Below are 25,890 nucleotides of genomic sequence, written 5' to 3'. Positions count from 1 at the left end.
CCGGGCATCTCCCCCACGAGGCGGGAGATGGGATGGGCGCGGCGGCTTCCTCAACCCTAATCGGCAGAGGACGACGTGTTGGTTTCACCGCGTCCCCATAGCCGATTCAAGGCGCAGCGACACCTCTACGGACCGAACTCCACACAGCAAAACGCCGGAGCGCATCAGCACTCCGGCGTTTCGGTATCGATCTGTCACCGGCGCAACGGCAACGCCTTAGTTGAGGCGGGTGCGCACTTCGCCGAGGGCGTTGGTGAAGAGCTCGTTCTGGGTGCCGGCGTCGGACTTGGCGGCAATCACCTTTTCGGCGGCTGCGATGGCGAGGTCGACGGCGGCGGAGCGGACGGCGTTGATGGCGTCGGTCTCGGCCTGGCGGATCTTCTGTTCCGACAGGGCGGTGCGGCGGGCCACGTATTCTTCCGTCTTGGCCTTGGCTTCGGCGGTCAGGGCATCGGCTTCGCGCTTGGCGGCGGCGACGATCGAGGCCGCTTCCTGTTCGGCGTCCTTGCGCTTGCGCTGGAATTCGGCGACGAGCGCCTGGGCTTCCTCACGCAGACGCTTGGCTTCGGCCAGTTCGCTGCTGATCTTGCCGGCGCGTTCGTCGAGCGACTTGGCCAGCATGCCCGGAACCTTCAGGTACACCATCAGGCCGAGGAAGATGAGAAGGCCTACGAAGGCCCAGACGGAAGCCAGAGAGGTCAAATCCATGGAACGTCTCCCTTACTTCACGGACTGGACAGCGGCGGCGACGTCCGCTTCGCTGGCCTTGGGGCCAATGAGGCGTTCGACGACGGCGGCGGCGGTGTCGGTGGCGATCGTGCCCACTTCGGCCAGCGCAGCAGCCTTGATGTCGGCAATGCGCGCCTCGGCGGCGGAGATCTTCTGGGACAGGTCGGCTTCGAGCGATGCACGCTCGGCGTCGGCCTTGACCTTGGCGGCGTCGCGCGCTTCGGAAGCGATCGCGTTGCCCTTGGCCTTGGCGGCTGCCAGTTCCTGTTCGTAGGATGCGATGGCCGCATCGGCCTCGGCCTTCAGGCGGGCGGCCTCATCGAGGTCCTGCGCGATCCGGTCGTGGCGTGTCTCGAGAATTCCGCCAATGCGCGGAATGATGACCTTGCTCATCAGGAGGTAGAACAGGCCGAAAGAGATCGCGAGCCAGAGCAGCTGCGATGCGAAATGGGTTGAGTCGAAAGGCGGGAAAACGCCTCCGTGACCGCCTTCGTGGGCCACACCGGTTTCGGTGTGAAGCTCACCAGCCGGAGCAGCGGCGTCGTGTCCTGCTGCTGCGCCTTCCGTCGCGGTCGGCTCTGTCGTGGTTGACTGGGCATAGGCCGCGGTCACAAACATGCTCACCTCCAGGTGCACTCAAATCGAGCGATCGCGGCGCCGCCTTCAGCGCCGCGATCGTGCCTTGCCGATATCAGACGGCGAAGAGCAGGAGGAGAGCGATGAGCAGCGAGAAGATGCCCAGAGCTTCCGTAACGGCGAAGCCGAATACCAGGCGGCCGAACTGGCCGTCAGCAGCCGACGGGTTGCGCAGGGCGCCGGCAAGGTAGTTGCCGAAGATGTTGCCAAGGCCGAGAGCCGTGCCGGCCATGCCGAGGGTCGCGATGCCTGCGCCGAGGTACTTTGCTGCTTCCGCTTCCATGTGAAACTCCTTCGAAATGGTTGTTGCGGCTATTCTTGTGGCGCCCGGAAGAACGGGCACCGACGACGTTCAATCCTCAGTGACCACCCGGATGCACCGCGTCGTTGAGGTACATGCACGTCAGTACCGCAAAGACGTAGGCCTGCAGGAAGGCTACGAGGAATTCGAGACCGGTCAGGGCAACGGTCATGGCGAGCGGCAGGACCGCACCGCCGATGCCGATGGCACCCATGGTGCTCAGCGTGGCGACGAAGCCCGCAAAGACCTTGAGCGTGATGTGACCGGCCAGCATGTTGGCGAAGAGACGAACCGAAAGGCTGATCGGACGCGAGAGGAACGAGATGACCTCGATCGCGACGACGAGCGGCAGAAGCGCGCCCGGAACGCCCTGGGGCACGAAGAGGCCGAGGAAGCCGAAACCGTGCTTGTAGAAACCGTAGACGATGACCGTCAGGATGACGAACAGCGCCAGCGCGAAGGTGACGATGATCTGCGAGGTGACGGTGAAGAAGTAGGGCACCATCCCGAGCAGGTTCGCGGTCAGCACGAACATGAACAGCGAGAAGACCATCGGGAAGAACTTCATGCCGTGGCTGCCGGCGCCTTCGCGCAGCATGGAGGCGATGAATTCGTAGGAGAGTTCCGAGACCGACTGGAGTCGGCCCGGAATGAGGCCGCGCTGCGAGGTCGTCAGGTACAGGAAGCCGCTGGCGAGAACCACGGCGACGACCATGAACAGCGACGAATTGGTGAAGGAGAAGTCGATGCCGCCAATTTCGATCGGAACGATCTTGTTGACCACAAACTGGTGTACCGGATCTACCTTGTCGCCTGCCACAGCCGCTCTCTCTGTCTTGTCGCCCGCCTTGCGGCCGGCCTTTTCGTGATCCGACCGGCCCTCAGAGCCTGCCGTTCTTGTCCCTGCCGCCGAGGCGATCGACCGGATGGGGCGATGCCACCAATCCCGCCGCGCGCATCACGTTCAGCACGCCGGCACAGAAGCCGAGGAGGAGGAACACGATCATTCCCCACGGCCCTGTAGCCGCAAAATTGTCCAAAAGCCAGCCCAGAATCGCACCCACGATGACGGCTGCAATGAATTCACTCGAAAGCTTGACGGCCATGGCGTAGCCCTTGCGGGTTTCGCTTGCGCGCTCGTCAGCAGCCTTGATGTCCTCATCGCTGCGCCGGCGACCCTTGAGGCTGTTGCCCAGCTCCTTCAGGCGCGCCTCCGGACTGTCTTCGGGTTTTCCCACCATGGCATTTCCTCCCGTTTGGTCTTGCCGCGCCTTGAAAGAGCGGCAGGATGACAAGGGCTGAACTGCGCGTTGGCGGCCCGTTTTCAAGTCGGCCGCACCATAGTTTTAGCCCTCCTTCTAGTCAAGGCAGGGGTTAACGCATTCCAGCGCAATAAATCATCATGAAATCAATGGGATAATACAAAGGTCGGATTCGCCGCAGGGAATCGGGCGGGAATCGCTTGTGCACCGCAACGGATTGCGGCGCCCGACGAAAGCCTTTGGAACGTCAGCGTGGTCAGGACCAGCCGCCGCCATAGGTGCGGTAGAAGATGTGCTTGCCGATCTGCCCCACCCGTTTCATCGTGCCGGCCCAGTTGGGGCGCACATAGGTGGCGTGATAGTGCGTGGAAGAGCCGACTTCCGGCAGCCAGATCTTGCCGGCCGTCACCGCCATGGCCACTTCCTGCGCCATTTTCCAATGGGTGCGGGAGTGCACGACATCCTTGATGAAATCGCAGGCGAAGGAGAACTGGCAGCGGTTGCGCCACTGTTCGTTCTGGTAGACGACGCCGCAGACGGTCTTGGGATAGGCGGGATTGCGCACCCGGTTGAGGATGACCTGCGCGACCGCGGCCTGGCCCTTCAGGGATTCGCCGCGTGCCTCGAAATAGATGCCGTTGGCGAGGCACTCCTGCTCGGCGGCGGAGAAGACGTCCGGCGGCAGGGGCGTGGCGGCCCAGGCGTGATCCTCGGGCGAGATCTGCGGGATGAAACGGCCGCGCGCATCCTTGTCGGTCAGGATCGAATCGAACGGCGACTGCCGGGCATAGTCCGGGGCCGGCTCCGCATAGGCGGTGGCGAGAATATCGGGCCGGGTGTTGGTGACGAGGCTCGCCAACATCGGCGAAACCTGCGGATCGCGGGGCTCCGCCTTCTTGCGATAGAAGGCCGTGGCGATCTCGATTTCTCGGCCCTTGATCTTCGGGCGGGCGAAACGCATGTGCTCCTTGCTGTCGAACTCGGGCTCGATCAGCATGGAGTGACGCTCGAGGATGGAGCCGGCCGTGAAATCCTTCGGCGGCGTGACGGGCACGACGGCAACGATTCGGCCCTTCTTTTCGCGGCGGTTGACGCGATCCTCGTCCGGAACGCCCTCGCCCTTGCGGGTCTCGCCAGAGAGCGCCGCCATGCGTCCGTCGGGAAGCCGGATGCCGGCGCCATCGGCGAGCGCGCCGGTTGTGATGGGGTCGTTGAAGACCATTTCTACCTCGTGCACGGAGCCGGCCGGCGAGGTGGTCATATACATGCGCCAGCGCTCGCCGCCCCGGTTGATGCCGGACAGATAGGTGGCAAGGTCCGCATGGGCGGCATCGGAGGGCGTGCCGACAAAGGTGAGAATGCCGAGGAGGATGGGGCTGAGGAGGCCGAGGGCCCGATGACCTGCCTTGCGGCGAGAAGCATGACGCTGACGCAAACGACCAACTCCGAGGAAACGCGAACTGCACTGGAACGACAGGCGCCTCAAGCGGCACCGGCGACGGCAGGCAGGCTCAACGCCCTGCCAACCGGGGCTTTCGGCCCCTTCGCCATGGTCGGAAAAGTGAAGCATTAACCTTGATGTTTGGTTAATCGCGGCTTGCGGAGATGGTGGGGTGGTGGCGAGGGTTGGAAGTAAGGGGGGCGTCCTTGCGCCCTATCGCCGTCATGCTCGGGCGTGACCCGAGCATCCACAAGCCATTGTCGTGGTTCGTGAAATGGATCCTCGGGTCAAGCCCGATGATGGCGGAGGGAGGGAATGCCGCTTCACCGCTGGAAGGCGGCCTGCCCCTCCCCTCTCAATTCCCCGTGAGGACCCCGTCAGATGATGACGTGGGAGCCGAGTTCGACCACGCGGTTGGTGGGCAGGCGGAAATAGTCGGAGGGGTCGATGGCGGCGTTGGCGAGGCCGATGAAGAGCCGGTCCTGCCAGTGGGGCATGCCGGACTGCGCATCGGGAACGAGCTTGCGCCGGCCGAGATAGAAGGAGGTCGACATGATGTCGAACTTCAGGCCGGATTTCTTGAAAAGGCCGAGTGTCTGCGACACGTTCTGGGTCTCCATGAAACCGAAGGTCATTTCCAGGATCTGGAAGCGCTCCGACAGCGGGCGCACGGAGACGCGGTCTTCCTTGCGCACCCGCGGCGTGTTGGCCGTGCGGATGGTCAGGATGAAGTTCTGCTGGTGCAGGACGTGATTGTGCTTGATGTTGTGCATCAGCGCGGCGGGCGTCGAGTCCGGGTCGCTGGTCAGGAAGATCGCGGTGCCAGGCACAACGACGGGGGCGTGCTCGCTCTTCTTCTCGATGGATTTGACGAAGGTTGCGAGCGGAACATCCGTCCGGCGGGTCTTTTCATGCAGGATGGCCGTGCCCCGGCGCCAGGTCCACATGATGACGACGCAGGCGAGCGCGATCATCACCGGTACATAGCCACCGTCATGGATCTTCAGCAGGTTGGCGCCGAGGAAGACGAGTTCCAGCGCCAGCAGCGGCATGAGAACGACGATGGCCAGCCACAGCGGCCAGTGCCAGCGGATGCGCACGAAGGCGAAGGCGAGCACGGTGGTGACGACCATGGCGCCGGTGACGGAGATGCCATAGGCGGTCGCCAGCGATTCGGACGAGCCGAAAACGAAGACGAGCAGCATGACGCCGAAGAGCAGCAGCGTGTTGACGCTCGGCAGGTAGATCTGCCCCGTGTTGGTTTCGGAGGTGTGCACGATGGCCATGCGCGGCAGGAAACCGAGATGGATTGCCTGGCGCGTCAGCGAGAAGGCGCCGGTGATGACGGCCTGGCTGGCGATGATGGTGGCGGCAGTGGCGAGCAGCACGACGGGCAGCAGCGCCCATTCCGGGAACATCAGGTAGAAAGGGTTGGACAGCGTTTCGGGATGCTTCAGCACCAGCGCGCCCTGGCCGAGATAGTTCAGCGTGAGCGACGGGAAGACGAGGCAGATCCAGGCCCACTGGATGGGCCGGCGGCCGAAATGGCCAAGGTCCGCGTAGAGCGCTTCCGCCCCGGTGACCGTCAGGAAGACGGCGCCGAGCACGATGATGCCGAGATAGCCCTCGGTGATCATGAAATGCACGGCGTGGAAGGGGTTGAAGGCCGAGAGGATGGCAAGGTCATCGCCGATATGGCTGATGCCGCCGGCGGCCAGCACCAGGAACCAGATGACGGTGATGGGTCCGAAGAAATTGGAGACCGCCGCGGTGCCGCGCGACTGCACGGCAAAGAGCGCGACAAGGATAATGACGGCGATCGGCACGACATAGTCATCGAAATGGGGCGTGACGAGTTTCAGGCCCTCCACGGCCGAGAGAACCGAGAGCGCCGGCGTGATCATGGCATCGCCGATGAAGAGCGCAGCGCCGGCAATGCCCATCAGGAACAAGAGCGGCGCATGGGCCCCGGTCTTTTTCATGAGCAGGGCCAGCAGCGACAGCGTGCCGCCTTCACCGTGGTTGTCGGCGCGCAGCAGGAAGAGCACGTATTTGAAGGTGACGATGATCGTCAGCGTCCAGATCATCAGCGAGATGAGGCCGACAACCTCTTCGCGCGCCACGCCATCGGCCGCGATGGGGCGCATGGCCTCGCGGAAGGCGTAAAGCGGGCTGGTGCCGATATCACCATAGACGACGCCGACCGAGCCGAGCGCCAGGATGAGGAACCGTTTCAGCCTGTTGTGGCTGCTGACGTGGGAGTGGTCTGCTGCGTGACCCATGGGTGCTCCTAGCGGCGTCAAGGATGCTCGATCACCGAGCCCTTACAGCCAGCCTTTCCAGCGGAAGAAGAGATAGGGAATGATGGCCGAGACGATCATGAGAAGGATCGCGAAGGGATATCCGAAGGTCCAGTCCAGTTCCGGCATGAAGCGGAAATTCATGCCGTAAAGCGAAGCGACGAGGGTCGGCGGCAGGAAGACCACCGAGGCGATCGAGAAGATCTTGATGATGGCGTTCTGCTCGACATTGATGAGGCCGAGCGAGGCATCCAGCAGGAAGGCGATATTGCCGGAAATGAAGGTCGCATGTTCCGAGAGGGTCTGCACGTCGCGCGACAGGGTGCGGGACAGTTCCTTCATCTCCGTCTCGGCCTGGGTGTCCGGAACGGTGTAGAGGAAGGTCAGCAGGCGATCGAGGGAACTGAGGCTGTCGCGGGCAAGCGCCACAAGACGGTGCTGGGCGGCAACCTCGCGCAGGCGCTCTTCGAGATAGTGCGGATCGCGCCGACGGCTGCCGGCCGGGGTTTCGAAGACCCTGTGCGAGAGATCGTCGAGCTTCAGCGCGGCATGTTCGAGGATTTCAGCGGTGCGATCAGTGATGGTCTCGAGCAGGCGCAGCAGGAGACCGATACCCGTGCCGCAGCCGTCCGGGCTGCGCTTCAGCGCCGCCTTGAAGAGGGTGAAGGCGCGCGGATCATCATAGCGCACGGTGACGACCCGGTTTTGCGCGAGCACGAAGGCGACATCCGTCAGCGCCGGGCGCTCCCGGTCGACGCCGCACAGAAGCGAGGCCGTCATGAAGACGGCGCCGTTTTCCGTGTAGAGGCGGCTCGACGGCTCGATGTCCTTCAGGTCTTCCCGGGTCGGCACGGAAATGCCGAGCAGGCCTTCCACCAGCGCATCTTCGGCCTTGTTGGGTTGCAGCATGTCGATCCAGACGATGGCGGGATCGAGTGTCTGCGGACGCGGTTCGAAACCGGCGGCGTGCAGTTCACGCGCCTCGCCCGTCGATGTGTGGAGGGTGATCATCGGCTCGCCGCCAGGGGGAAGCCCGCCCTGCCCTTTGCCCGTCCGGAACGTGTCATGCGTTGCGCTACCCTTCGGCGAGGACTGCTTCCGCAACTCGGTCGTCACGGGGGAGCCGAGGTCCACCGCGAGAGGGCATGGAGTTGGACACAGAAACGTGTGCGGCGCGGCATATGGCGCAGTCCGGGGGAAAAATCAATCACCCTGCCATCGGCGCGCCGCAGTCCCGCCTTCGCATCGACGCATATCCTAATGAGATCGCGTGAGGCGCGTCAATCAAACACGATGTCCGGCGCTTGCGCCGCGCCGCCCGCCTCGACCCCCGCCCAGACCCGGGCCGCGATCTCGCGATAGACGGCGGCCGAGGGGCCATCCGGCTCGGCGACGACGATGGGCGTGCCGGCATCGGAGGTCTCGCGGATCGTCATGGTCAGCGGCACCTCGCCAAGGAAGGGCACGCCGATACGCTCCGCTTCCGCCCGCGCGCCGCCATGGCCGAAGATGTCGTAGCGTTTTCCGGTGTCGGGAGCGATGAAGTAGCTCATGTTCTCGACGATGCCGAGCACGGGCACCTCGACCTTGCGGAACATGGCAAGGCCCTTGCGGGCATCGATGAGCGCGAGATCCTGCGGCGTGGAGACGATGACGGCGCCGGCGAGCGGCACCTGCTGCGCCATGGTCAACTGCGCGTCACCGGTGCCGGGCGGCATATCGACCACGAGCACGTCGAGATCGCCCCAGGCGACCTCGCGCAGCATCTGCAGCAGCGCCGACTGGATCATCGGGCCGCGCCAGATCATCGCGACCTCCTCATCGACGAGGAAGCCCATCGACATGACCTTGAGGCCGTAATTCTCCATGGGGCGGATCAGGCGACCCTCGATCTGCTGCGGACGGCCGGAAAGGCCGAGCAGGCGCGGCATGGAGGGACCGTAAATATCGGCGTCGAGGATGCCAACCTTCAGACCATTGGCCTTCAGGCCGAGGGCGAGATTGACGGAGGTCGTGGACTTGCCGACACCGCCCTTGCCGGAGGCGACCGCAATGATGGCGCCGACGCCGGGGATACCGGCGCGGGTGGCCTGCTGGCGTGGCTGGGCGGGGGCGTGGCTGTGCCCGTGTGCGTGGCCGTGATCATGCGCATGGCCGGCCGAAGGCGGCGGCGGACGGCGGGCGGGCGCGCTCCCCTGCCCGGCCTTGCGATCGGCGGTCAGCGCGACCATGACCGCCTTGACACCCGGAATATCCTTCACGACACGCTCGGCCGCCGCGCGCATCGGCTCGAGTTCACGTGCCTTTTCGGCCGGTACGGTCAGCGAGAAATAGACCTTGCCTTCGGCAATGAAGACTTCCGAGACGAGGCCGCGCTCGACGATGTTGCCTTCAAGCCCGGGCCCGCGCACCGCAGCGAGCTTTTCCAGCACCATCTCTTTCGTCACATCTGCCATGTCGTGATCCATTCCCTGCGAAATCCGGCGCCCGCGCGCGCTTCATCGCGCAGAGATAGTCGAGCGACGTCCTCTCGCCAATCCGTCTTGCGCATTTTGCAAGGTGGCCGCGCGTTGCCATCGCCCGGAAATGCAAAAAGCTGCCACCTCTGCCGTGTCCGTACATCCGGGATCACGGCAGAGGCGACAGCCTTGATGATCGCAGCCTTCGTGGGCGCGTCTCTTTTTGTCAGTCCCCTCTGGACCTGTCCATCAAGATGCAGGAGGTGTGCCAGTTGGACTTCCGATTTCTCCAGGAAACGAAGATTTCTGGCAACAGACTGTCTTTATTCGTCTTTTTTATAATGGCACCCGGTCAACGGCCTTCCGCAGATCCACCTGCATCGCCGCTGCCGCTGCGGGACTCCGTCACGCTGCACAAATCATACGCAGAGGTTGGAAAACGCCTTCAAAAGCGGCAGGGCGACGTCCCCCACCTCTTAGCTGATCAGACCCAGTTTCAGGGCCTTGACCACGGCCTGGGTGCGGTTGACCGCATCGAGCTTCTTGGTGACGTGGTTCAGGTAGTGGTTCACCGTATGCTCGGAGAGACCGAGAATGCCGGCGATCTCGGAACTGGTCTTGCCGGCCGCGGTCCAGGTGAGGCACTGAATTTCGCGGTCCGACAGCCGGTTCGTCGGCGCCTTCAAAAGCGCACTGATATCCACGAGACGGTTGAAGAGGTGAATGGCGACCATCTGCAGTTCCATCACCGCAGCGGTCGGCACTTCCACTTCAGGGCCGACGAAGGCCAAAAAGGCGCGTGTTCCCGCCACGTCGTGGACGGGGAAAATATTGACCTGCCGCAGATTGGCCTCGTTGAGGACGACATCCAACGTCTTGACGTCCGCTTCGTCCTGCCGTTCCGCATCCGGGCAGTGGGTCTTCAGCGACAGTTCGAACGGTGCGGTTGTTCCGCGCAGGCGACGGAAGCCTTCGCCGGACCGGACGAGATCGAGCGCATCGATCCTCGCGATCAGTTCGGAGGGCAGATTGCTGACCAGCGAATGGGCCCCGAGCCCGTCGGAATCGGCGCCGGGAACGGTTGCAATGATGAAGTGGGAGAAGCCAAAGAGCTGCGCGACCCGGCGCAGGTAGCGGATCACATCAAACTGCGTCTGCAGCGACGCGATCTCCGCTGCAAAATCACCTGTCCGGAACGCGGATGATCCGTTGCTGTCGCGGGTCATCGCAGAGCGCACGCCGAGATTCCGGCCACTTTCATCCACGTCTCTCCTTCGGCTCCATCGGCCACAAAGCCCCACACAACGGCCGGGCTCCCATTGTACACATGCCGCGAACCCATGGCGATACCACTCACATCAGTCACGGCCTGCGTCAGCCGATCAGCTTGGCGCGAAGCGCCTTGACGACCGCCTGCACGCGATTGACGGAATCGAGTTTCTGCGCCGCACGGTTGAGATAATGGGTGACCGTGTATTCGGACAGGCCAAGGATGGCCGCGACCTCGGCGGCCGTCTTGCCTTCCGCAGCCCAGCGCAGGCATTCCAGTTCACGATCCGACAGGCGAGCACCCGTCGGAGCGCGGTCCAGATTGAGATTGCAGACAGCCTGGAAAATCGCGCTGCAGGCCATGTTGATGGGCAGGATATCCTCGACGCCCACCGGTTCGCGGGTACCGCCAAGGCCGATCGCGCCGCGAACGCCGCGCCGGTCATGGACGGGAATGTAAACGCCGCGACTCATGCCTGCATCGGTAAACGCATCAAAGACGCGCGTCGCCCGCGGAGTCGCCTCGATGTCGAAGGTAAAGGGAATGGTGCTCCTGCGCAGACGCTCAAAGACAGGACTGTTGCGCGACCAGCGCTCCTGATCGTACTGGGCAAGCAGCTTTGCCGGCCAGTTCGACAGAACGACATGGTCGCTCAGAAGTTCGCAGGCCCGGTCCCTCAGAACCAGGACGATGTAGCTCCTGAAGCGGAAGGTCTCGCAGAGCTTTTCGAGCTCAATCGAGATATCCTCCGCACTGGAGAGCGTCTCCAGCGACTTCAAAGAGGGCTCGAGCCTGTCGTTGACCGCAATGTCCATCATGCCAAACTTTTCTACTCATTCTTTCGTCGCGGCTTCAAGCTTTGCCGAAATCATCACCATTTGTCGTAAGCCTGCCCAAACAACGAGAAAAGGGGCAAAATACAAGACCTGCAACGTTTTCGTAAACTACATTTGCGCCCGCGCAACGTCCAGCGCCGGTGTGGAGTTTACGGTAAAGCATCCCCGTTTCAGCGGCCTGGACCGAGGCAAAGCCGCCAGTCGCGCGCAATATCGGCCGCGCAACCGCTGACCACCTCGCTCCAGCGATCGAGCTGATCGACCGAGATTCGATAGGCCGGACCGGTGACCGAGATGGCCGCGACGGGTTCCTTGCCACCGGCGCGAATCGGCGCCGCCACGCAGCGGATGCCTTCTTCGTGCTCCTCCCGGTCGAAGGCAATGCCGGACTGCCGGACGGTGGCGATCTCGGCCCGCAGCGCTGCGGCATCGGCGAGGGTCGCCGGCGTGTGGCGGACGAAGCGGATCGTGGATAGCAGTCGCTCCAGTTCGGCCTCGGGCAGAAGGGCGATCGCCGCCTTGCCGATACCGGTACAGTAGACCGGCGAGGTCTTGCCGACCTGCGAGCCCATGCGCACGGTCTGCTGCCCCTCCACCTTGTCCACATAGACGATGTCGCTGCCGCTGAGCACGCCGAGATGCACCGTCTCGCCGGTGGCGGCATGCAGGCGCAGGAGATGCGGCGCCGCGACGGTGCGGAAGCTGTTCTGCGACCAGGACCGGTGGGCGAGCCGCAGCAGCCGAAGCCCCGGCGTATAACTGCCATCGGCACCGACCACCAGCAGCCCCTCACTGACAAGATGAGTCAACTGGCGGTGCAGGGTGCCGCGGGGCTGGCCGGCGAGCTGCAGAACATCCTTGAAGCGCAGCGGTGTATCGGCCGACAGCACAAGATCGAGAACGGCGAGCACCTTGCCGAAGGTGCCGGTATCGGTCGCGGGCTGCGCGGTCTCGTCCGTCACTGGTTCCATGCCTGCCTCATGCACTCTGATCCGCTCTTCTCATCTGACCCGCTCTTCCCATCATGCCAGCCAGAGGCGTCGGTGCCACAACCCGGCCTTGACAGCAGCCAGTCTGACACGCGATATTCCGCATAGTAAAACACTATTCCATTTATTGGAACATGTTTGTCGGGACGCGATCGGGACCATCATGCCGAAGTCATCACCTTTCTACGGGGATCTTGCCGGCAAGGCGGTGCTGGTCACGGGCGGCGCCTCAGGGATCGGCGCTAGCCTGGTGGGCGCCTTTTGCGGACAGGGCGCCCGGGTCGGATTTCTGGATATTGACGCGGCCGCGGCCGAGGCCCTGATCGCGACGCTGGCGAAGGGCGGGCACACCCCCGCCTTTCTCGCCTGCGACCTTCGGGACGCGGCGGCTGTGACAGAGGCCGTGACGGCGATGGGCGAACGGCTCGGCGGGCTCGATATTCTTGTCAACAATGCCGCCCGCGACGACCGGCAGGACATCGATGCGCTCACGCCGGAAAGCTGGGACGAGAGCCAGGCGGTCAATCTTCGCCATTTCTTCTTCGCCGCACAGGCCGCCCTGCCGTTCATGCGGGCAGCCGGCGGCGGAGCGATCGTCAACTTCTCCTCGATCGCCTATCTCCTCAACATGGGCGATATCCCCGCCTATGCCACTGCCAAGGCCGGCATTGTCGGGCTCACCCGCTCCCTGGCCGGACGGCTCGGCCCGGAGAACATCCGCGTCAACTGCATCCTGCCCGGCATGATCGTGACCGAGCGGCAAAAACAGCTCTGGCTGACGGAGCAATCCATCGCCCGCATGGTGGAGCGGCAGTGCCTGAAACGGGCCTTGGCGCCGCAGGATCTCGTAGGCCCCTGTCTTTTCCTTGCCTCCTCCGCCTCCGGCGGCATGACGGCGCAAAGCATCATCGTCGACGGAGGCGCAACCTGAGCATGACGCAATCTTCCCCCATGTCCTCCACCACGGCATCCTATGCGGCCGTCGATTGGGGCACGAGCAGCTTTCGGCTCTGGCTGATCGGCCCTGACGGCACGGTCATCGCCGAGCGCCGCAGCAGCGACGGCATGACGAGCACGTCCGCAGCCCCGGGCGGCTTTGAAGCGGCGCTGGAGCGGCATCTGGAAGCGGCCGGTGCGGCGGCCAACACACCCGTCATCGCCTGCGGCATGGTCGGCGCGCGACAGGGATGGGTCGAGGCCGGCTATATCGATACGCCGGCGGCGCTGGCCGAGATTGCCGGACAGGCCGTGCGCGTGCCGGGCATTGCCCGTGACGTGCGCATCCTGCCGGGGCTTGCCCAGCGCGACGCAGCCCATCCGGATGTGATGCGCGGCGAGGAAACGCAGCTTCTCGGGGCCACGCGTCTTGACCCCGATGCCAGCGGGCTCGTCTGCATGCCGGGCACGCACAGCAAATGGGTCCGGCTTTCGGGCGGGCGCGTCGACGGGTTTTCCACCTTCATGACGGGTGAACTCTTCGACGTTCTGTCGCGTCATTCGGTTCTGTCCCACACGCTGGCCGAGGCGGGCCGCTTTGACGGTGACCACGCCGACTTCCGCGCGGCCGTCTCCATGGCGCTCGAACGGCCGGCGCTGGCGACCAACATCGTCTTTTCGATCCGTGCCGGGCAGTTGCTGCAGGGCAAGGACGCGACGGCCTCGCGGGCTCGGCTTTCCGGTGCGCTGATCGGCCTGGAATGCGCCGGAGCGCTGTCCTTCGGGACGGTCGAGCATGCCATTCTGGTTGGCTCCGGAGCGCTGGCCGATCTTTACCGCGCCGCCTTCGACGTCGCCGGGATTACCGCGGAGACGGTGGATGCGGACGTCGCGGTGCGCGAAGGCCTCGCCCATGCCGCCCGGCAGATCTGGGCCTTGTAACGGCCGCCCGCCTGTTGAATGGTGCCGGGGCGCTTCGTGCGTTTGCGGCGCCGAAAGAGGCCTGACAAAGGAACTGACTTGATGACACGCATTCCCTTCCCGCCGATGCAGCGCGCGCTCGTTGCCATCCTGCGCGGCCTGAAACCGGAAGAGACCGAAGCCGTGGTCGGCGCGCTGATCGACGCCGGGCTGACGGCGATCGAGATCCCGCTGAACTCGCCCGATCCCTTCACCTCCATCGAGATCGCCGCGAAGATGGCGCCGGAAGGCGTGCTGATCGGCGCCGGCACCGTGCTGACGACCGAGGATGTGGAGCGGCTGGACAGTGCCGGCGGCCGGCTGATGGTCAGCCCCAATGTGGAACCGGCGGTGATCCGCCTCGCCGCCGAGCGCGGCATGGTCACGCTGCCGGGCGTCTTCACCCCCACGGAAGCTCTGGCGGCGGCGCGCGCCGGCGCGACGGGGCTGAAATTCTTCCCCGCCAGCGTGCTCGGCCCGGAGGGCATCAACGCCATCCGCGCCGTCTTGCCGAAGGAGTTGACCATCGCGGCGGTCGGCGGCGTGTCGGAAACCAACTTCGCCGACTACGCCCGCATCGGCATCCGCGCCTTCGGCCTCGGCTCCAGCCTCTACAAGGCCGGCATGGACGCCGCCGAGGTGGCAAAGCGCGCCCGGGTGACGATCGAGGCCTATGACCGGGTCTACGGAGGAAATGCGTGATGGAGCGGACAGCGTTTCAGGGCCGCGTGCTGTGCGGCGCGCATCTCGAACTGGGCGAAGGGCCGACCTACGATCCGGCGACCGACACCGCCTTCTGGTTCGACATCAAGGGCAAGGCACTGCATGCGCTCGCGCTTTCCGCGGGCGTGAAGACGGTGCATCCCCTGCCCTTCCTCGGCAGCGTGATGGCGATCATCGATGCGGACCGTCAACTGATCGTCTCCGATGAGGGCCTCTTCATCCGCCGGACGGGCGATGGCAGCCTCTCGGCCTTCGTGAAGCTGGAGGACAAGCCGGGCAACCGCGCCAATGACGGGCGCATGCATCCTTCCGGTGTGCTGTGGGCCAGCACCATGGGCCGCAAGGCCGAAGAGGGCGCCGGCGCGATCTACCATGTGGCCGGCACCACCGTCACGAAACTCTTCGACGGCCTTTCCATTCCGAACGGCATCTGCTTCTCCCCGGACGGATCGGTCGGCTATTTCGTCGATTCCATTCCCAACCAGATGATGCGGGTGGCGCTCGACCCGGCCACGGGCCTGCCGACGGGAACACCGACGGTGCTGGTCGATGCCCATGGCTCCGACGCCACGATCGACGGTGCCATCACGGATGCCGAGGGCAATATCTGGAACGCCACCTGGGGGATCGGCGCCGTCGATGTCTATCGTCCCGATGGAACGCGCATCGCCCGCTACGGCGTGCCGGCCAAGCAGTCGAGCTGCCCCGCCGCCATCGGGCACAATGCCGACCGGGTGCTGGTGACCTCGGCCTGGCAGGATTACGGCCCGGAGGAAAAAGCCGCGGACCCGCAGGCTGGCAACACGTTCGAGCTGGGGGTTCCCTTCAAGGGCAAGTTCGAACCAGCCTTCCGGCTCTGACCCGCTGCACCGACAGGAGAGCCGGCAGGCCTGGGGGGGCGCGTTGAATGCCATGGCGGGGAGCGACCTGACCCCTACCATCCAGACGCCTTCCCTGCCAGCGCTGGACCAGCTGCGCATCGACTTCAACGAGACCTCATCCAAGATGCGCGCGGCGCTGCAGACGATCTCGCACAATGCGGCACCGATTGCCGTCTCCTCCCAGCAGATCCAGTCTGCCTCCAACGATCTTGCCCGGCGCACCGAGCAGCAGGCTGCCTCGGTCGAAGAGACGGCGGCGGCTCTCGAGCAGATCACCACCACGGTCGTCGATTCCAGCCATCGCGCCCGGGAGGCCGGCCAGATGGTGCGGCGCACCAAGCAGAGTGCGGAACATTCGGGCAAGGTGGTCGGCGAGGCCGTCGATGCCATGGGGAAGATCGAACAATCGGCCGGCGGAATCGGCAACAGTATCGGCGTGGTCGACGAGATCGCCTTCCAGACCAACCTTTTGGCCCTGAACCTCGGCCAGTCCAAGTTCGGGGGTGCCGCGAAGGCCGGCATTTTCGAAACCCCTGCCCGGTCAGCCCCGGCCCAGGTCCCGACGACGCCCTCCCGGCCGGCCGCGGTTCGCGCCGCCCCTGCCTTTCATGGCAATGCGGCGCTGAAGTCGGGCGACAGCCGGGAAGAGTTTTGAGCAACTGACGCGCAAAAACAGGAGCCCGCCGTGCCAGCAGCGGGCTCTAAAATAGCGTTTTGTTCCCGTTTTGGGGAAAAATTTTCTGCGGAACCACTTTTCGTATCGGCACGTTAGGTCGGCATCAGCGGTGCGGGACACTGAAGACCGCGCCTTGATCGCAACGAAACGAAAAGGAAGGTTACCCCATGACCAACAAGTTTATCGCTTCTGTCGCGGCCGGCGCCCTGCTTGCAGGCGTCACCACGCTGTCTCCCCTCGCCTTCGCGCAGGACACCGCAACGCCCCCGACCATGGAAACCCAGCCGATGCAGGGTACCGACGGCACCAGCGGCACGATGACGACCCCGTCGACCGAAATGCCGGCTGCCGGCACCACCGCGGCTGCACCGGCCGGTTACCTGACCGAGCAGTCCATGGATCAGATCGCGTCCTCGACCTATATCGGCCAGTCCGTCTACAACGCGGCTGACGAAAGCATCGGCGAAATCAACGACCTGATCTTCAAAAAGGACGGCGCTGTTGAAGCCGCCGTGATCGGCGTCGGCGGTTTCCTCGGCATCGGCGAAAAGAACGTCGCCGTCCCCTTCGAAGCCGTGACGGTGTCTGAAAACCCGCAGGACGGCACGATCAAGCTGACGACGCAGGAAACGGCTGACAGCCTGAAGGCTGCTCCGGAATTCAAGACCAAGGCCCAGGTTCTTGCCGAGCGCAACAACGGCGCTGCCGTTGACGGTTCGACCACCTCGTCCACCGGCACGGGCATGACGACGGCTCCGGCCACGGGCACCGCCCCGGCCCAGGAACCGGCGACGGCCCAGTAAGCATCGATCCCGATCGATGAGGAAGGCGCTCCTGCAAGGGGGCGCCTTTTTTGTTTCGCCATCAATACCAGGCGTCATCCACACCGCCCTTCTTGCGGGCGATGTAATCGGTCAGAGACTCCTCGATGGCGATATCGAGCGGCGGGGCTTGGTAGTCGGAGAGCGCCTTTTTCCAGGCGCGGTTGGCGCGGGTGGCGTAATCGGTGGCGCCGCCCTCCTCGCTCCACTTTTCGAAAGGCTCGTTGTCGGAGAGGGACGAATCCCAGAAGGCGGTCTGGTAGTTGCGCAGCGTGTGGGCGCAGCCGAGGAAGTGGCTGCCGGGGCCGACCTCTTCGAACGCATCCATGGCCAGCGTGTTGTCGTCAACGACGACGCCGGCGAGGTAGGAATGCAGCGCGCCGCACAGGTCGAGGTCCATCATGAACTTCTCGTAGGACATGGCGAGCAGGCCGTCGAGGAAACCGGCCGAATGCAGGATGAAGTTGGCGCCGCAATGGACGGCCGAGAGCATGGACATGGTGCCTTCCACCATGGCCTGCCCGTCGGGCAGCTTGGAATTGGAGAAATTGCCGGCGCAGCGCAGCGGCAGCTTGGCGCGCCGGGCGAGCTGGCCGACCACCATGGAGCCGATCGCCGGTTCCGGCGTACCGAAGGTGGGCGAGCCCGACCGCAGCGACATGGAGGAGAGGAAGTTGCCGAAAATAACCGGCGCGCCCTTGCGCTCCAGCTGCGTCAGCGCGCAGCCGGCCAGCGTTTCGGCGAAGGATTGCGCAATGGCGCCGGCCGTGGTGACCGGGCCCATGGCGCCGCCGAGAATGAAGGGCACGATGACGGCGGCCTGGTTGGCGCGGGCATAGGCGCGCAGCGACTTGGTCATCGTGCCGTCCCAGACGAGCGGCGAGTTGACGTTGACATTGCCGAGAATGACGCAGTGCTGATCGACAAAGGCCTCGCCGAAGAGCAGGCGCGCCAACTCGATCGAATCTTCGGCACGGTCTTCGGCCGTTATCGACCCCATGAAGGCGCGGTCGGAATATTTGATATGGCTGAAGACCATGTCGAGATGACGCTTGTTGACGGCGACATCGACGGGCTCGCAGATCGTGCCGCCGGAATGGTGCAGCCATGGGCTCGACTGGGCGAGCTTGATGAAGTTCTGGAAGTCTTCCAGCGTGCCATACCGCCGGCCCTTGTCGAGATCCATGACGAAGGGCGAGCCATAGGCGGGGGAAAAGACCACGTTCTTCCCGCCGATCTCGATGTTGTTGGCGGGGTTGCGGGCGTGCTGGGTGAAGCTTTGCGGCGCGGTCGAACAGATTTCGGCGAGCATGCCGGGTTCAAAGCGTACGCGCAGGCCGTCAATGCGGGCACCCGCTTGTCGCCAGAGGTCGAGGGCGGCGGGATCGTCGCGAAAATCGATGCCGATCTCGGCAAGGATGCGCTCGGCGGTCTTCTCGATTTTCTGGAGGCTCTCCTCGCCGAGGATATCGTAGGTGGGGATGTTGCGCTGGATGTAGGGCACGCCGGTGGCCAAGCGGCCCGCGCCGCCGCGCTGGGTGCGGGCGCCGCGCGTGCGTCGGCCCTGGCTTTCGGTGACTGGCGTGATCTCGTCCATGTGCGTTCCCCGGCGTTGGTGCCCGTTGCGGCTTCTGCCATTTGTTTCACACAGGCTAGTCCCGCAAAGAGCACTTGTGACGCTGGTAAAATTCTCCCATTGTCATAATCTCACCTTATGCAAACGCTTCGCCGCCTCCTTCCCTCCGCCGGCAGCCTGATCGTCTTCGAGGCGGCCGGGCGGCACCAGAATTTCACCCGCGCCGGCGCCGAGCTCGGCATGACGCAGGCCGCCGTCTCCTATGCGATCCGCACGTTGGAGGATCAGCTCGGCCAGCCGCTGTTCCACCGCCTGCATCGGGCCGTGACGCTGACCGAGGCGGGGGAAAAGTTCCATGCGGATGTGACGCTCGGCCTTGCCCGCATCCAGCGTTCTGCCGAGCAGATCCGCGCCAAGGGGCGCGAGACGCATGTGACGCTGGCCGCGTCCACCGCCTTTGCTTCGATGTGGATGCTGCCACGGCTGGCACAGATGCGGGAAGACCTGCCGGAGATCGACCTGCGCATCCAGACGAGCGTGCGCGATCTCGACCTTGAGGAAGAGCCGATCCCGCTCGGCATTCGCGGCGGCGACCCCGCCCACTGGCCGGGCTACCATACCGCGCTTCTCGCGCCGGAGGTGATCACCGCGGTGGCGAGCCCCGCCTTCCTCGCGCGCCACGGACATCCGCAAACGCCGGGCGACCTCTTGAAACATGGCCTCATCCATCTGGAGGAACCGGTGCGCCGGGCCTGCGACTGGGCCGAATGGTTCCAGAGCGCCGGCATCGCCTATCGCGCCCGGCCGCGGCGTCTCGCCATCAATGATTATGTGCTGGTCATCCAGGCGGTGCTGGCAGGCGAAGGCATTGCGCTCGGCTGGCAGCATCTGATCGAGCAGCAGGTGCGCGCCGGGGCGCTGATGCCGGTCGGCGGCCATGTTCTGGAAACGGGGCTGGCCTTCTACGTCGTGTGGCCGCGCTCACGGGAGCTGTCGGCGCAGGCAAGCCGGGTGCGAGACTGGCTGCTGGCCGAAGGGGAGCGGAGCCGGGCTGCCCAGCCGGCAGGGGAGTGAGGCGCGGCCAATAACAGGCAGGGCGATCAGCCGACGGCCAGTTGGCGCGTGGCGCTGTCATTGATCAGGCGGCGCGCGGTAACGGCATCGACGGCCTTGCCGAAATACCAGCCCTGGCCGATGGTGCAGCCGAGGCGCCGCAGCATGTCCACTTCGGCCGCCGTCTCGATGCCTTCCGCCACGACCTGGAAATTCATGCCGTGGCACATGTCGATGATGGCGCGCACGATGTGTTCGGTGCTGCGCTCGGCCGTCAGCCGCGACACGAAGGAACGATCAATCTTGACCTTGTCGAAGGTGAAGTCGCACAGACGACCGAGGCTGGATTGGCCCGTGCCGAAATCATCCAGCGAAATGCGGCAGCCGACATTGCGCAGCATGGTCAGCACGCGGCCGGCAATGTCCGGATCGGCCATGACGGCGGTTTCGGTGATTTCGATGTCGAGACGGCGCGGATCAAGGCCGGCGCGATTGACGATCGACAGGACGTTGAGGGCCGTTGCCGGATCGACCAGTTGCGCCGATGACAGGTTGAAGGACAGAAAGATGTGCCTGGGCCAGGAAACCGCCTGCTCGGCGGCCTTGCGCAACAGCGCCTCCGACAGCGCGTCGATGAAGCCGCGCTCCTCGGCCAGCGGCACGAAGACGGCCGGAGAGACATAGCCGAGATCGGCATCGCACCAGCGGGCGAGCGCCTCGAAGCCGACGATGTCGCCCGTCGCGATCTCCACGATCGGCTGGAAGTGTACGTCAATCTCGTTGGCGATGATCGCGTTTCTGAGCGCCTGCTCCATATGCGTGGCGCGGCGCATTTCCTGCGCGATTTCGTGGGAGTAGACGGTGATCTGGGCGCGGCCGCGGCGCTTGGAGCGATAAAGCGCGGTCGCTGCGCTCTTCGTCAGCTCGCCCGCCTCGGCCCCGGCGAACGGGTAGATCGCAAAGCCCGAGCTGGCCGACAGGCGCACATGCCGGTCACCGATGTCGAAAGGCGCCGACAGCACCTCCTTCAGCATCATGCCCACCTTCTCGGCGCTCTTGCGTTCGAAGACGAAGGGCAGGACGATGGCGAACTCGTCGCCGCCGGTGCGCATGACCGAGGCGCCATCGGGCACACAGGCCAGCAGACGCTCGGCCACCTGGCAGAGAATGTCGTCGCCCGATTCCGGTCCGAAGAGATCGTTGATCGGCTTGAAACCGTCGAGATTGACGAGACCGATGGTGAAGGGCGCGGGATCGGCGGCCCGCTCGGCGGCTATGCTGTCGATGGAGTCGCGAAGGCTTGCAAGTGTGCCGAGGCCGGTCAGCCGATCCTTGATCGGCAATCCGGATGCGTCCGCCTTGTGGGGTGTGCCCGTCGCCCCGACCATGCTGTTGCCAACCCTTTATCCATTCCGCCGCGCCGTCCGGGCAGACCGCAGTCCGACCCCAGGAGGCCCGGCGCATCCGCGCCCCCTAACGTTAGTAGGAACGGATAATCCTCACTGTCGACAATGAGAATGCGGGCTGAACCTTAACATAATCTAGCTGCAGGGTCCCAAAAATTGGCTTGCCGCACCACCAGAAGTGACGAGTTGACAAGGGGTTAGTTGAGGCCGTCACGGCTGGGCGCCTTCGCGCCCCACTTTGACGGGAACATGCCGCCGATACATGATCTCCACGGCATCCGGGCTGAGAGGCTTCATCAGGTGGTCGTGGACACCGTGGGGTTGAGCCCGCTGCGGATCGAAGGCCTCGATCCCGTTGGCGACAAGGACGATGGGGGTCTGGCTGCCGGTCGCCGCTTCCAGCGTCCGAATTTTTCCGACCATGTCATAGGGATCCATGTCGGGCAGCGAAATGTCGACGAAGACGAGGCGCGGGCGCAGCTCGAGCCAGGCGTCAATTCCCTCGCGCGCCGTCGCGACGATGCGCTGGCTGAGGCCGAGTGCTTCGAGGATCTGCGTGAAGACAAACTGGTTGATCTGGTTGTCCTCAACGACGAGCACATCGACGCCCGGCTCGCGCACGGGCTCGCGTGCATCGTCGCCGCTCTCCAGATCGGCATCGCTGTCAAGGGCGACGTGATCGGAGAAGACGGCGACGCCCGCCCGTTCGAGATCCGCAAGAAGGGCATGGGCATCGGCGTGGCCGTCGAAGCCGATCAGCGGGATGGGCCGATCACCCGGCGCACCGAGCGCGGTATCGGCGAGGATGGCATCAAGGGCGATGCCCTCCCCTGCGGCAAGATCGAGCAGCATGTCGAGTTCGGCGAGCGAGCCGACGCGGCAGGCCTCGACACCCCAGATGGATAGCTGGGCGACGAGGGCGGCGCCGATGGAATCCTCGGCGGTGACGATGGCGACGCGCGATGGCGGGCTCGTCTTGATGGGCGTCACCCCGGCCGGATCGATCATGCCGGTGCCAACCCCGAGATCCTGAACGGCAATGGCACGGAAGGGATCGTAGCAGTTCTGCCCCGGCAGAAAGGCGTCATAGTCGGGCTTGGGCGCGCCATCGGCGGCCGGGAAAGGCGATTCGGACGCCATCAGCACCTCGGACACATCGTTCAGGCAGGTGACGAGCATCGGCTGGGCCGGATCGCCAACGCGGAACTTGCGGGTGATGACCCAGAGATCCTCACCGTCCGATGTCACGGCCTGTTCGGGAAGGGCGAAGGCCTCGCCGGTCTCGAGCACTTGCCGGTCGGAGCGCTCGTAGCGCTCGGCAAGGTCCGGCTCCAGGAGATCCCAGGCCGTGCGGCCGAGGATCTGCTCGGCCGACATGCCCTGCAGTTGGCAGAAGGCCTTGTTGACGGCGACGTAGTGGAGATTGCGGTCCTTGACGAAGAGCGGATTGGGCAGTTCATCGAGGATGCGTTCGGTCATCTCGACGCGTTCGAGGTCGAACTGCAGCTTTTCCTCGCGGTTGCGCTGTTCGGAAATGTCGATGAAGGCGAAGACGCCGTGGCCGCTCGTCAGCCGGCGCAGGACGATGTTGATCCAGCGGTGGCGGCCGATTCGCTCTTCCATTTCGTGACGCTCGCGCCAGTGGATGGAAATCTGCCGGGAAATCCATTCGTCGCGATTGGCCCGGCGGCGGCTGGTTTCCGGCACAGTTCCGGGGCGAACGCCGCAATCATAGACCGCGCCGAGAAAATCACGCAGGCGCGTGCCCGGCTGGATGAACTGGCCGCCGATCGGAAAGATCTGGAGAAGGCTGCGGCTGGCAAAGACGATGGCATCCGACTTGTCGCAGACAAGCAGGGCCGACCCGAACATTTCGGCAGCCACATCAAGAACCAAACGGTGGATGTTCGCGTCAGGTGACGCCGATCCCGTCATTCACATGCTCCATTTCCACGACCGTCACGACTCCCTGCCACCAGGAGGCCGCCATGTCGAAACCGCCCGCAGGGCGCAACAGCCGTCGGCGAAATGCCTGGTTGCACACGGAGGGTCTTCAGCCATCATGACGACCAATGCTTGACCGGAGCTTGTCGCTTCCGACGAGCGGGCGTTGCGCCGCGCCGTCCCATGGGAAAAACCGGGCGACCGCCTTTCCTTACGTGGGCGAATCCCCGAAAATGGCGCATGATCATCAAGCAGCTTCCCGAAACCCTGATCAACCAGATCGCCGCCGGCGAGGTCATCGAGCGCCCCGCCAGCGCGGCGAAGGAATTGATCGAAAACGCCATCGACGCCGGCGCAACGCGCATCGAGATCGCCACGGCCGGCGGCGGCAAGGGGCTGCTGCGCGTCACCGACAACGGCAGCGGCATGACGCCGGAGGATCTGGAGCTGGCGGTACGGCGACACTGCACCTCCAAGCTCTCGCACAGCCTCTTCGACATCCGCACGCTCGGCTTTCGCGGCGAAGCGCTGCCGTCGATCGGCTCGGTGGCGCGCCTGTCGATCACGACGCGCCAGCCGGGCACAGCCGAGGGCCATGAGATTGCCGTAGAAGGCGGCGCGCTGAGGCCCGTGCGGCCGGCCGCGGCCAATCCCGGCACCGTCGTCGAGGTGCGCGACCTCTTCTTCGCCACGCCAGCCCGGCTGAAATTTCTAAAGAGCGAGCGCGCCGAAGCGGCGGCGATCACCGAGATCGTCCGGCGCATGGCGCTTGCCTTTCCCGCAATCCGTTTCGTGCTGTCGGGCTCGGATCGCACCACGCTTGAATTTTCCGGGGTCGGTGACGACCGCCTCGCCCGGATCGCGCAGGTGATCGGCAAGGATTTCCGCGACAATGCGATCGGCCTTGACGCCGAGCGGGAAGAGGTGCGGCTGACCGGCTTTGCGGGCGTGCCCACCTACAATCGCGGCAATTCGCTGCATCAGTTCGCCTTCGTCAACGGCCGCCCCGTCCAGGACAAGCTGATTCTCTCAGCCATTCGCGGTGCCTATGCGGAGACCATCCCGCACGGGCGCTATCCGGTCGCGGTCCTGTCGATCGCGATCGATCCGGCGCTGGTGGACGTCAACGTGCATCCCGCCAAGGCCGATGTGCGGTTTCGCGATCCGGCACTGGTGCGCGGGCTGATCGTCGGCGCGATCCGCGAGGCCCTGGCCAGGGAAGGCGACCGGGCCGCAACGACCGGCGCGAGCGGCCTGATGCGCGCGTTCCGGCCGGAAAACGGCATGGGCGGCGCGCCCGGTGGCGGACACCGTTTTGGCGGGGGTGCGGGTTTTGGCGGGGGTGCGGGCTTTGGCGCGGCGCGGCCCGCCTCGCCCTGGACGGCGGCAATGTCGCCCTCGCGCCCCCTGTCGGCAGGAGGTGGCGAGCGCATCCAGGGCGACGCTGCGGCGGCACCGTCCGGATGGGGATTTGCCGAGGCGGCGCAGGGTGGCTTTGCGGCTTTTGCCGCGCCGTCGGCGCGCAGCGGTCCAGCGGTCGAGATGGCGACAGGCCAGGCATCCGCGCCGGAGGTGAGCGCCGAACAGTTTCCGCTTGGCGCGGCGCGGGCGCAGCTTCACGAGAACTATATCGTCGCCCAGACCCGCGACGGCATCGTCATCGTCGACCAGCACGCAGCCCATGAGCGGCTCGTGTTTGAGGCCATGCGCAAGGGGCTTGCCGAACGCGCCATTCCCGCCCAGGCGCTGCTGATCCCCGAGATCATCGACCTGCCGGAGGAAGATTGCGACCGGCTGATGGCGCATGCCGAGAGCTTTTCGCGCCTCGGGCTCGGGATCGAGCGGTTCGGGCCGGGCGCGGTCTGCGTGCGCGAGACGCCGTCCATGCTGGGCGAGATGGATGCTGTGGGGCTGGTGCGGCAGCTGGCTGACGAACTGGCCGAATGGGACACGGCCGGGGGGCTCGCGGCACGGCTCGACTACCTCGCCGCCACCATGGCCTGCCACGGCTCGGTGCGCTCCGGGCGGCGGCTGCGCGCGGAGGAAATGAATGCGCTGCTGCGGCAGATGGAGGCGACGCCCGGCTCCGGCCAGTGCAATCACGGCCGCCCCACCTATATCGAGCTGAAGCTTTCCGATATCGAACGTCTCTTTGGCCGCAGTTGAGGGACGGAAAGGCTTGGCAAGCCGCCATACGAGGGTCTATGCCGGAGGCAAGGGGCGGCCCGGGCCGCCAATGCCGGGTTCCTGTCCCGGTGGACGAAGGACGAGAGGCAGACGATGAACCGGTTCGATGGCGGCATGCGCGAAGCAAAGATCCGTTACCAGGATGGCGACTACCAGATTCTGCTGGCCGGCTCGCATGTCATCTGCGCCGTCACGGGCCGACAGATCCCGGTCGACGAGTTGCGCTACTGGAGTGTCGCCCGCCAGGAAGCCTACAGCGATGCCGCCGCCTCGCTGGAGGCAGAACGCCGGGCCGGAGGCCTGCCGGATCAGGCCTGAGCCGGGCCGCACCAGGGCCTTGCCGGATCTTGACGGCGTGCCAGACGAAGCGTCACTGAAGCTGCGGGAGCCCCGACAATCGTGCGGGCGCGATTGCGCTTGCCCCTTCCATCCGGTAAAGCTGCCTGAAATTTGGCGGATTCCTCCGCCACGGGGCCATGAGGGCGTCCGTTGACGATGGCGTGC

At 65.0% G+C, this 25,890-nt stretch carries 24 protein-coding genes and 1 pseudogene; 9 read left to right on the top strand and 16 right to left on the bottom strand.

Going from position 1 to position 25,890, the window contains the following annotated elements; all coding sequences use genetic code 11:
- Nucleotides 1-216: 216 nt before the first annotated feature.
- From F3H41_RS15090 to F3H41_RS15035, 12 genes are all read right to left on the bottom strand, one after another.
- The gene (locus F3H41_RS15090) at nt 217-702 is read right to left on the bottom strand and encodes a F0F1 ATP synthase subunit B (protein ID WP_149739654.1); all 486 of its coding nucleotides are present in this window, start codon (nt 700-702) and stop codon (nt 217-219) included.
- 18 nt (nt 703-720) lie between these two features.
- On the bottom strand, nt 721-1,347 hold the full coding sequence (locus tag F3H41_RS15085; RefSeq protein WP_149739512.1) for a F0F1 ATP synthase subunit B: 627 nt from the start codon (nt 1,345-1,347) through the stop codon (nt 721-723).
- 73 nt (nt 1,348-1,420) lie between these two features.
- The gene (locus F3H41_RS15080; protein ID WP_149739511.1) at nt 1,421-1,648 is read right to left on the bottom strand and encodes a F0F1 ATP synthase subunit C; all 228 of its coding nucleotides are present in this window, start codon (nt 1,646-1,648) and stop codon (nt 1,421-1,423) included.
- Between the two features lie 76 nt (nt 1,649-1,724).
- A complete protein-coding gene (locus F3H41_RS15075; RefSeq protein WP_149739510.1) occupies nt 1,725-2,486 on the bottom strand; it encodes a F0F1 ATP synthase subunit A in 762 nt (253 codons plus the stop codon).
- A 61-nt stretch (nt 2,487-2,547) separates the two neighbouring features.
- A complete protein-coding gene (locus F3H41_RS15070; protein WP_149739509.1) occupies nt 2,548-2,907 on the bottom strand; it encodes an AtpZ/AtpI family protein in 360 nt (119 codons plus the stop codon).
- 277 nt (nt 2,908-3,184) lie between these two features.
- Nucleotides 3,185-4,363 (bottom strand): cell wall hydrolase, encoded by a 1,179-nt coding sequence (locus F3H41_RS15065; RefSeq protein WP_244616218.1) that lies wholly within the window; start codon nt 4,361-4,363, stop codon nt 3,185-3,187.
- Nucleotides 4,364-4,746: 383 nt separating this feature from the next.
- Nucleotides 4,747-6,651 carry a potassium transporter Kup gene (locus F3H41_RS15060; RefSeq protein ID WP_149739507.1) on the bottom strand — a complete coding sequence of 635 codons (1,905 nt, stop codon included), beginning with the start codon at nt 6,649-6,651 and terminating at the stop codon, nt 4,747-4,749.
- A 42-nt stretch (nt 6,652-6,693) separates the two neighbouring features.
- A complete protein-coding gene (locus F3H41_RS15055) occupies nt 6,694-7,680 on the bottom strand; it encodes a magnesium transporter CorA family protein (protein WP_149739506.1) in 987 nt (328 codons plus the stop codon).
- A gap of 269 nt (nt 7,681-7,949) precedes the next feature.
- A complete protein-coding gene (apbC, locus tag F3H41_RS15050) occupies nt 7,950-9,125 on the bottom strand; it encodes an iron-sulfur cluster carrier protein ApbC (protein ID WP_149739505.1) in 1,176 nt (391 codons plus the stop codon).
- A gap of 479 nt (nt 9,126-9,604) precedes the next feature.
- Nucleotides 9,605-10,393, bottom strand: coding sequence for a LuxR family transcriptional regulator (locus tag F3H41_RS15045; protein WP_244616217.1), 789 nt, complete (start codon nt 10,391-10,393; stop codon nt 9,605-9,607).
- A 109-nt stretch (nt 10,394-10,502) separates the two neighbouring features.
- Nucleotides 10,503-11,216 carry a LuxR family transcriptional regulator gene (locus F3H41_RS15040; protein ID WP_149739504.1) on the bottom strand — a complete coding sequence of 238 codons (714 nt, stop codon included), beginning with the start codon at nt 11,214-11,216 and terminating at the stop codon, nt 10,503-10,505.
- A gap of 188 nt (nt 11,217-11,404) precedes the next feature.
- Nucleotides 11,405-12,205, bottom strand: a complete 801-nt coding sequence (locus F3H41_RS15035) for an IclR family transcriptional regulator (RefSeq protein WP_149739503.1) — start codon at nt 12,203-12,205, stop codon at nt 11,405-11,407.
- A gap of 181 nt (nt 12,206-12,386) precedes the next feature.
- Between F3H41_RS15035 and F3H41_RS15030 the strand changes: the two genes are divergently transcribed.
- From F3H41_RS15030 to F3H41_RS15005, 6 genes and pseudogenes are all read left to right on the top strand, one after another.
- On the top strand, nt 12,387-13,154 hold the full coding sequence (locus tag F3H41_RS15030; protein ID WP_149739502.1) for an SDR family oxidoreductase: 768 nt from the start codon (nt 12,387-12,389) through the stop codon (nt 13,152-13,154).
- 2 nt (nt 13,155-13,156) lie between these two features.
- Complete coding sequence (locus F3H41_RS15025; RefSeq protein ID WP_244616216.1) at nt 13,157-14,101, top strand: 2-dehydro-3-deoxygalactonokinase; 945 nt, start codon at nt 13,157-13,159, stop codon at nt 14,099-14,101.
- Nucleotides 14,102-14,182: 81 nt separating this feature from the next.
- Nucleotides 14,183-14,821 carry a 2-dehydro-3-deoxy-6-phosphogalactonate aldolase gene (locus F3H41_RS15020; RefSeq protein ID WP_149739501.1) on the top strand — a complete coding sequence of 213 codons (639 nt, stop codon included), beginning with the start codon at nt 14,183-14,185 and terminating at the stop codon, nt 14,819-14,821.
- Nucleotides 14,821-15,702, top strand: a complete 882-nt coding sequence (locus tag F3H41_RS15015) for an SMP-30/gluconolactonase/LRE family protein (protein WP_149739500.1) — start codon at nt 14,821-14,823, stop codon at nt 15,700-15,702. The genes F3H41_RS15020 and F3H41_RS15015 overlap by 1 nt, the downstream gene beginning before the upstream one ends.
- Before the next feature lie 13 nt (nt 15,703-15,715).
- Nucleotides 15,716-16,210 (top strand): annotated as a pseudogene (locus F3H41_RS21575) (methyl-accepting chemotaxis protein); the annotation flags it as partial.
- A gap of 356 nt (nt 16,211-16,566) precedes the next feature.
- Complete coding sequence (locus F3H41_RS15005; protein WP_149739498.1) at nt 16,567-17,202, top strand: PRC-barrel domain-containing protein; 636 nt, start codon at nt 16,567-16,569, stop codon at nt 17,200-17,202.
- 61 nt (nt 17,203-17,263) lie between these two features.
- On the opposite strand, the gene F3H41_RS15000 is transcribed toward F3H41_RS15005, so the two are convergent.
- A complete protein-coding gene (locus F3H41_RS15000; RefSeq protein ID WP_149739497.1) occupies nt 17,264-18,817 on the bottom strand; it encodes a trimethylamine methyltransferase family protein in 1,554 nt (517 codons plus the stop codon).
- Between the two features lie 117 nt (nt 18,818-18,934).
- Here F3H41_RS15000 and F3H41_RS14995 point away from each other — a divergent pair, with 117 nt between their 5' ends.
- Complete coding sequence (locus F3H41_RS14995; protein WP_149739496.1) at nt 18,935-19,870, top strand: LysR substrate-binding domain-containing protein; 936 nt, start codon at nt 18,935-18,937, stop codon at nt 19,868-19,870.
- Between the two features lie 26 nt (nt 19,871-19,896).
- On the opposite strand, the gene F3H41_RS14990 is transcribed toward F3H41_RS14995, so the two are convergent.
- The 3 genes from F3H41_RS14990 to F3H41_RS21720 all read right to left on the bottom strand — a co-directional run bounded on the left by F3H41_RS14990 (nt 19,897) and on the right by F3H41_RS21720 (nt 23,299).
- Entirely contained in the window at nt 19,897-21,237 is a 1,341-nt protein-coding gene (locus F3H41_RS14990; RefSeq protein ID WP_149739495.1) for an EAL domain-containing protein, read from the bottom strand.
- 228 nt (nt 21,238-21,465) lie between these two features.
- Nucleotides 21,466-23,190, bottom strand: a complete 1,725-nt coding sequence (locus F3H41_RS14985) for a PAS domain-containing protein (protein ID WP_149739494.1) — start codon at nt 23,188-23,190, stop codon at nt 21,466-21,468.
- Entirely contained in the window at nt 23,168-23,299 is a 132-nt protein-coding gene (locus F3H41_RS21720) for a hypothetical protein (RefSeq protein WP_280177050.1), read from the bottom strand. Before F3H41_RS21720 ends, F3H41_RS14985 begins: the two co-directional genes overlap by 23 nt.
- Nucleotides 23,300-23,439: 140 nt before the next feature.
- Here F3H41_RS21720 and mutL point away from each other — a divergent pair, with 140 nt between their 5' ends.
- Both mutL and F3H41_RS14975 read left to right on the top strand, forming a co-directional pair.
- Nucleotides 23,440-25,365, top strand: coding sequence for a DNA mismatch repair endonuclease MutL (gene mutL, locus F3H41_RS14980; RefSeq protein ID WP_149739493.1), 1,926 nt, complete (start codon nt 23,440-23,442; stop codon nt 25,363-25,365).
- Nucleotides 25,366-25,479: 114 nt separating this feature from the next.
- On the top strand, nt 25,480-25,704 hold the full coding sequence (locus tag F3H41_RS14975) for a DUF2093 domain-containing protein (RefSeq protein WP_149739492.1): 225 nt from the start codon (nt 25,480-25,482) through the stop codon (nt 25,702-25,704).
- Nucleotides 25,705-25,890: the final 186 nt, after the last annotated feature.

This window comes from Rhizobium sp. RU20A (assembly GCF_900155885.1).
Lineage (GTDB): Bacteria > Pseudomonadota > Alphaproteobacteria > Rhizobiales > Rhizobiaceae > RU20A.
The sequence above is the reverse complement of the archived record's forward strand: the minus strand, read 5'-3'. Positions and strand labels throughout refer to the sequence as shown.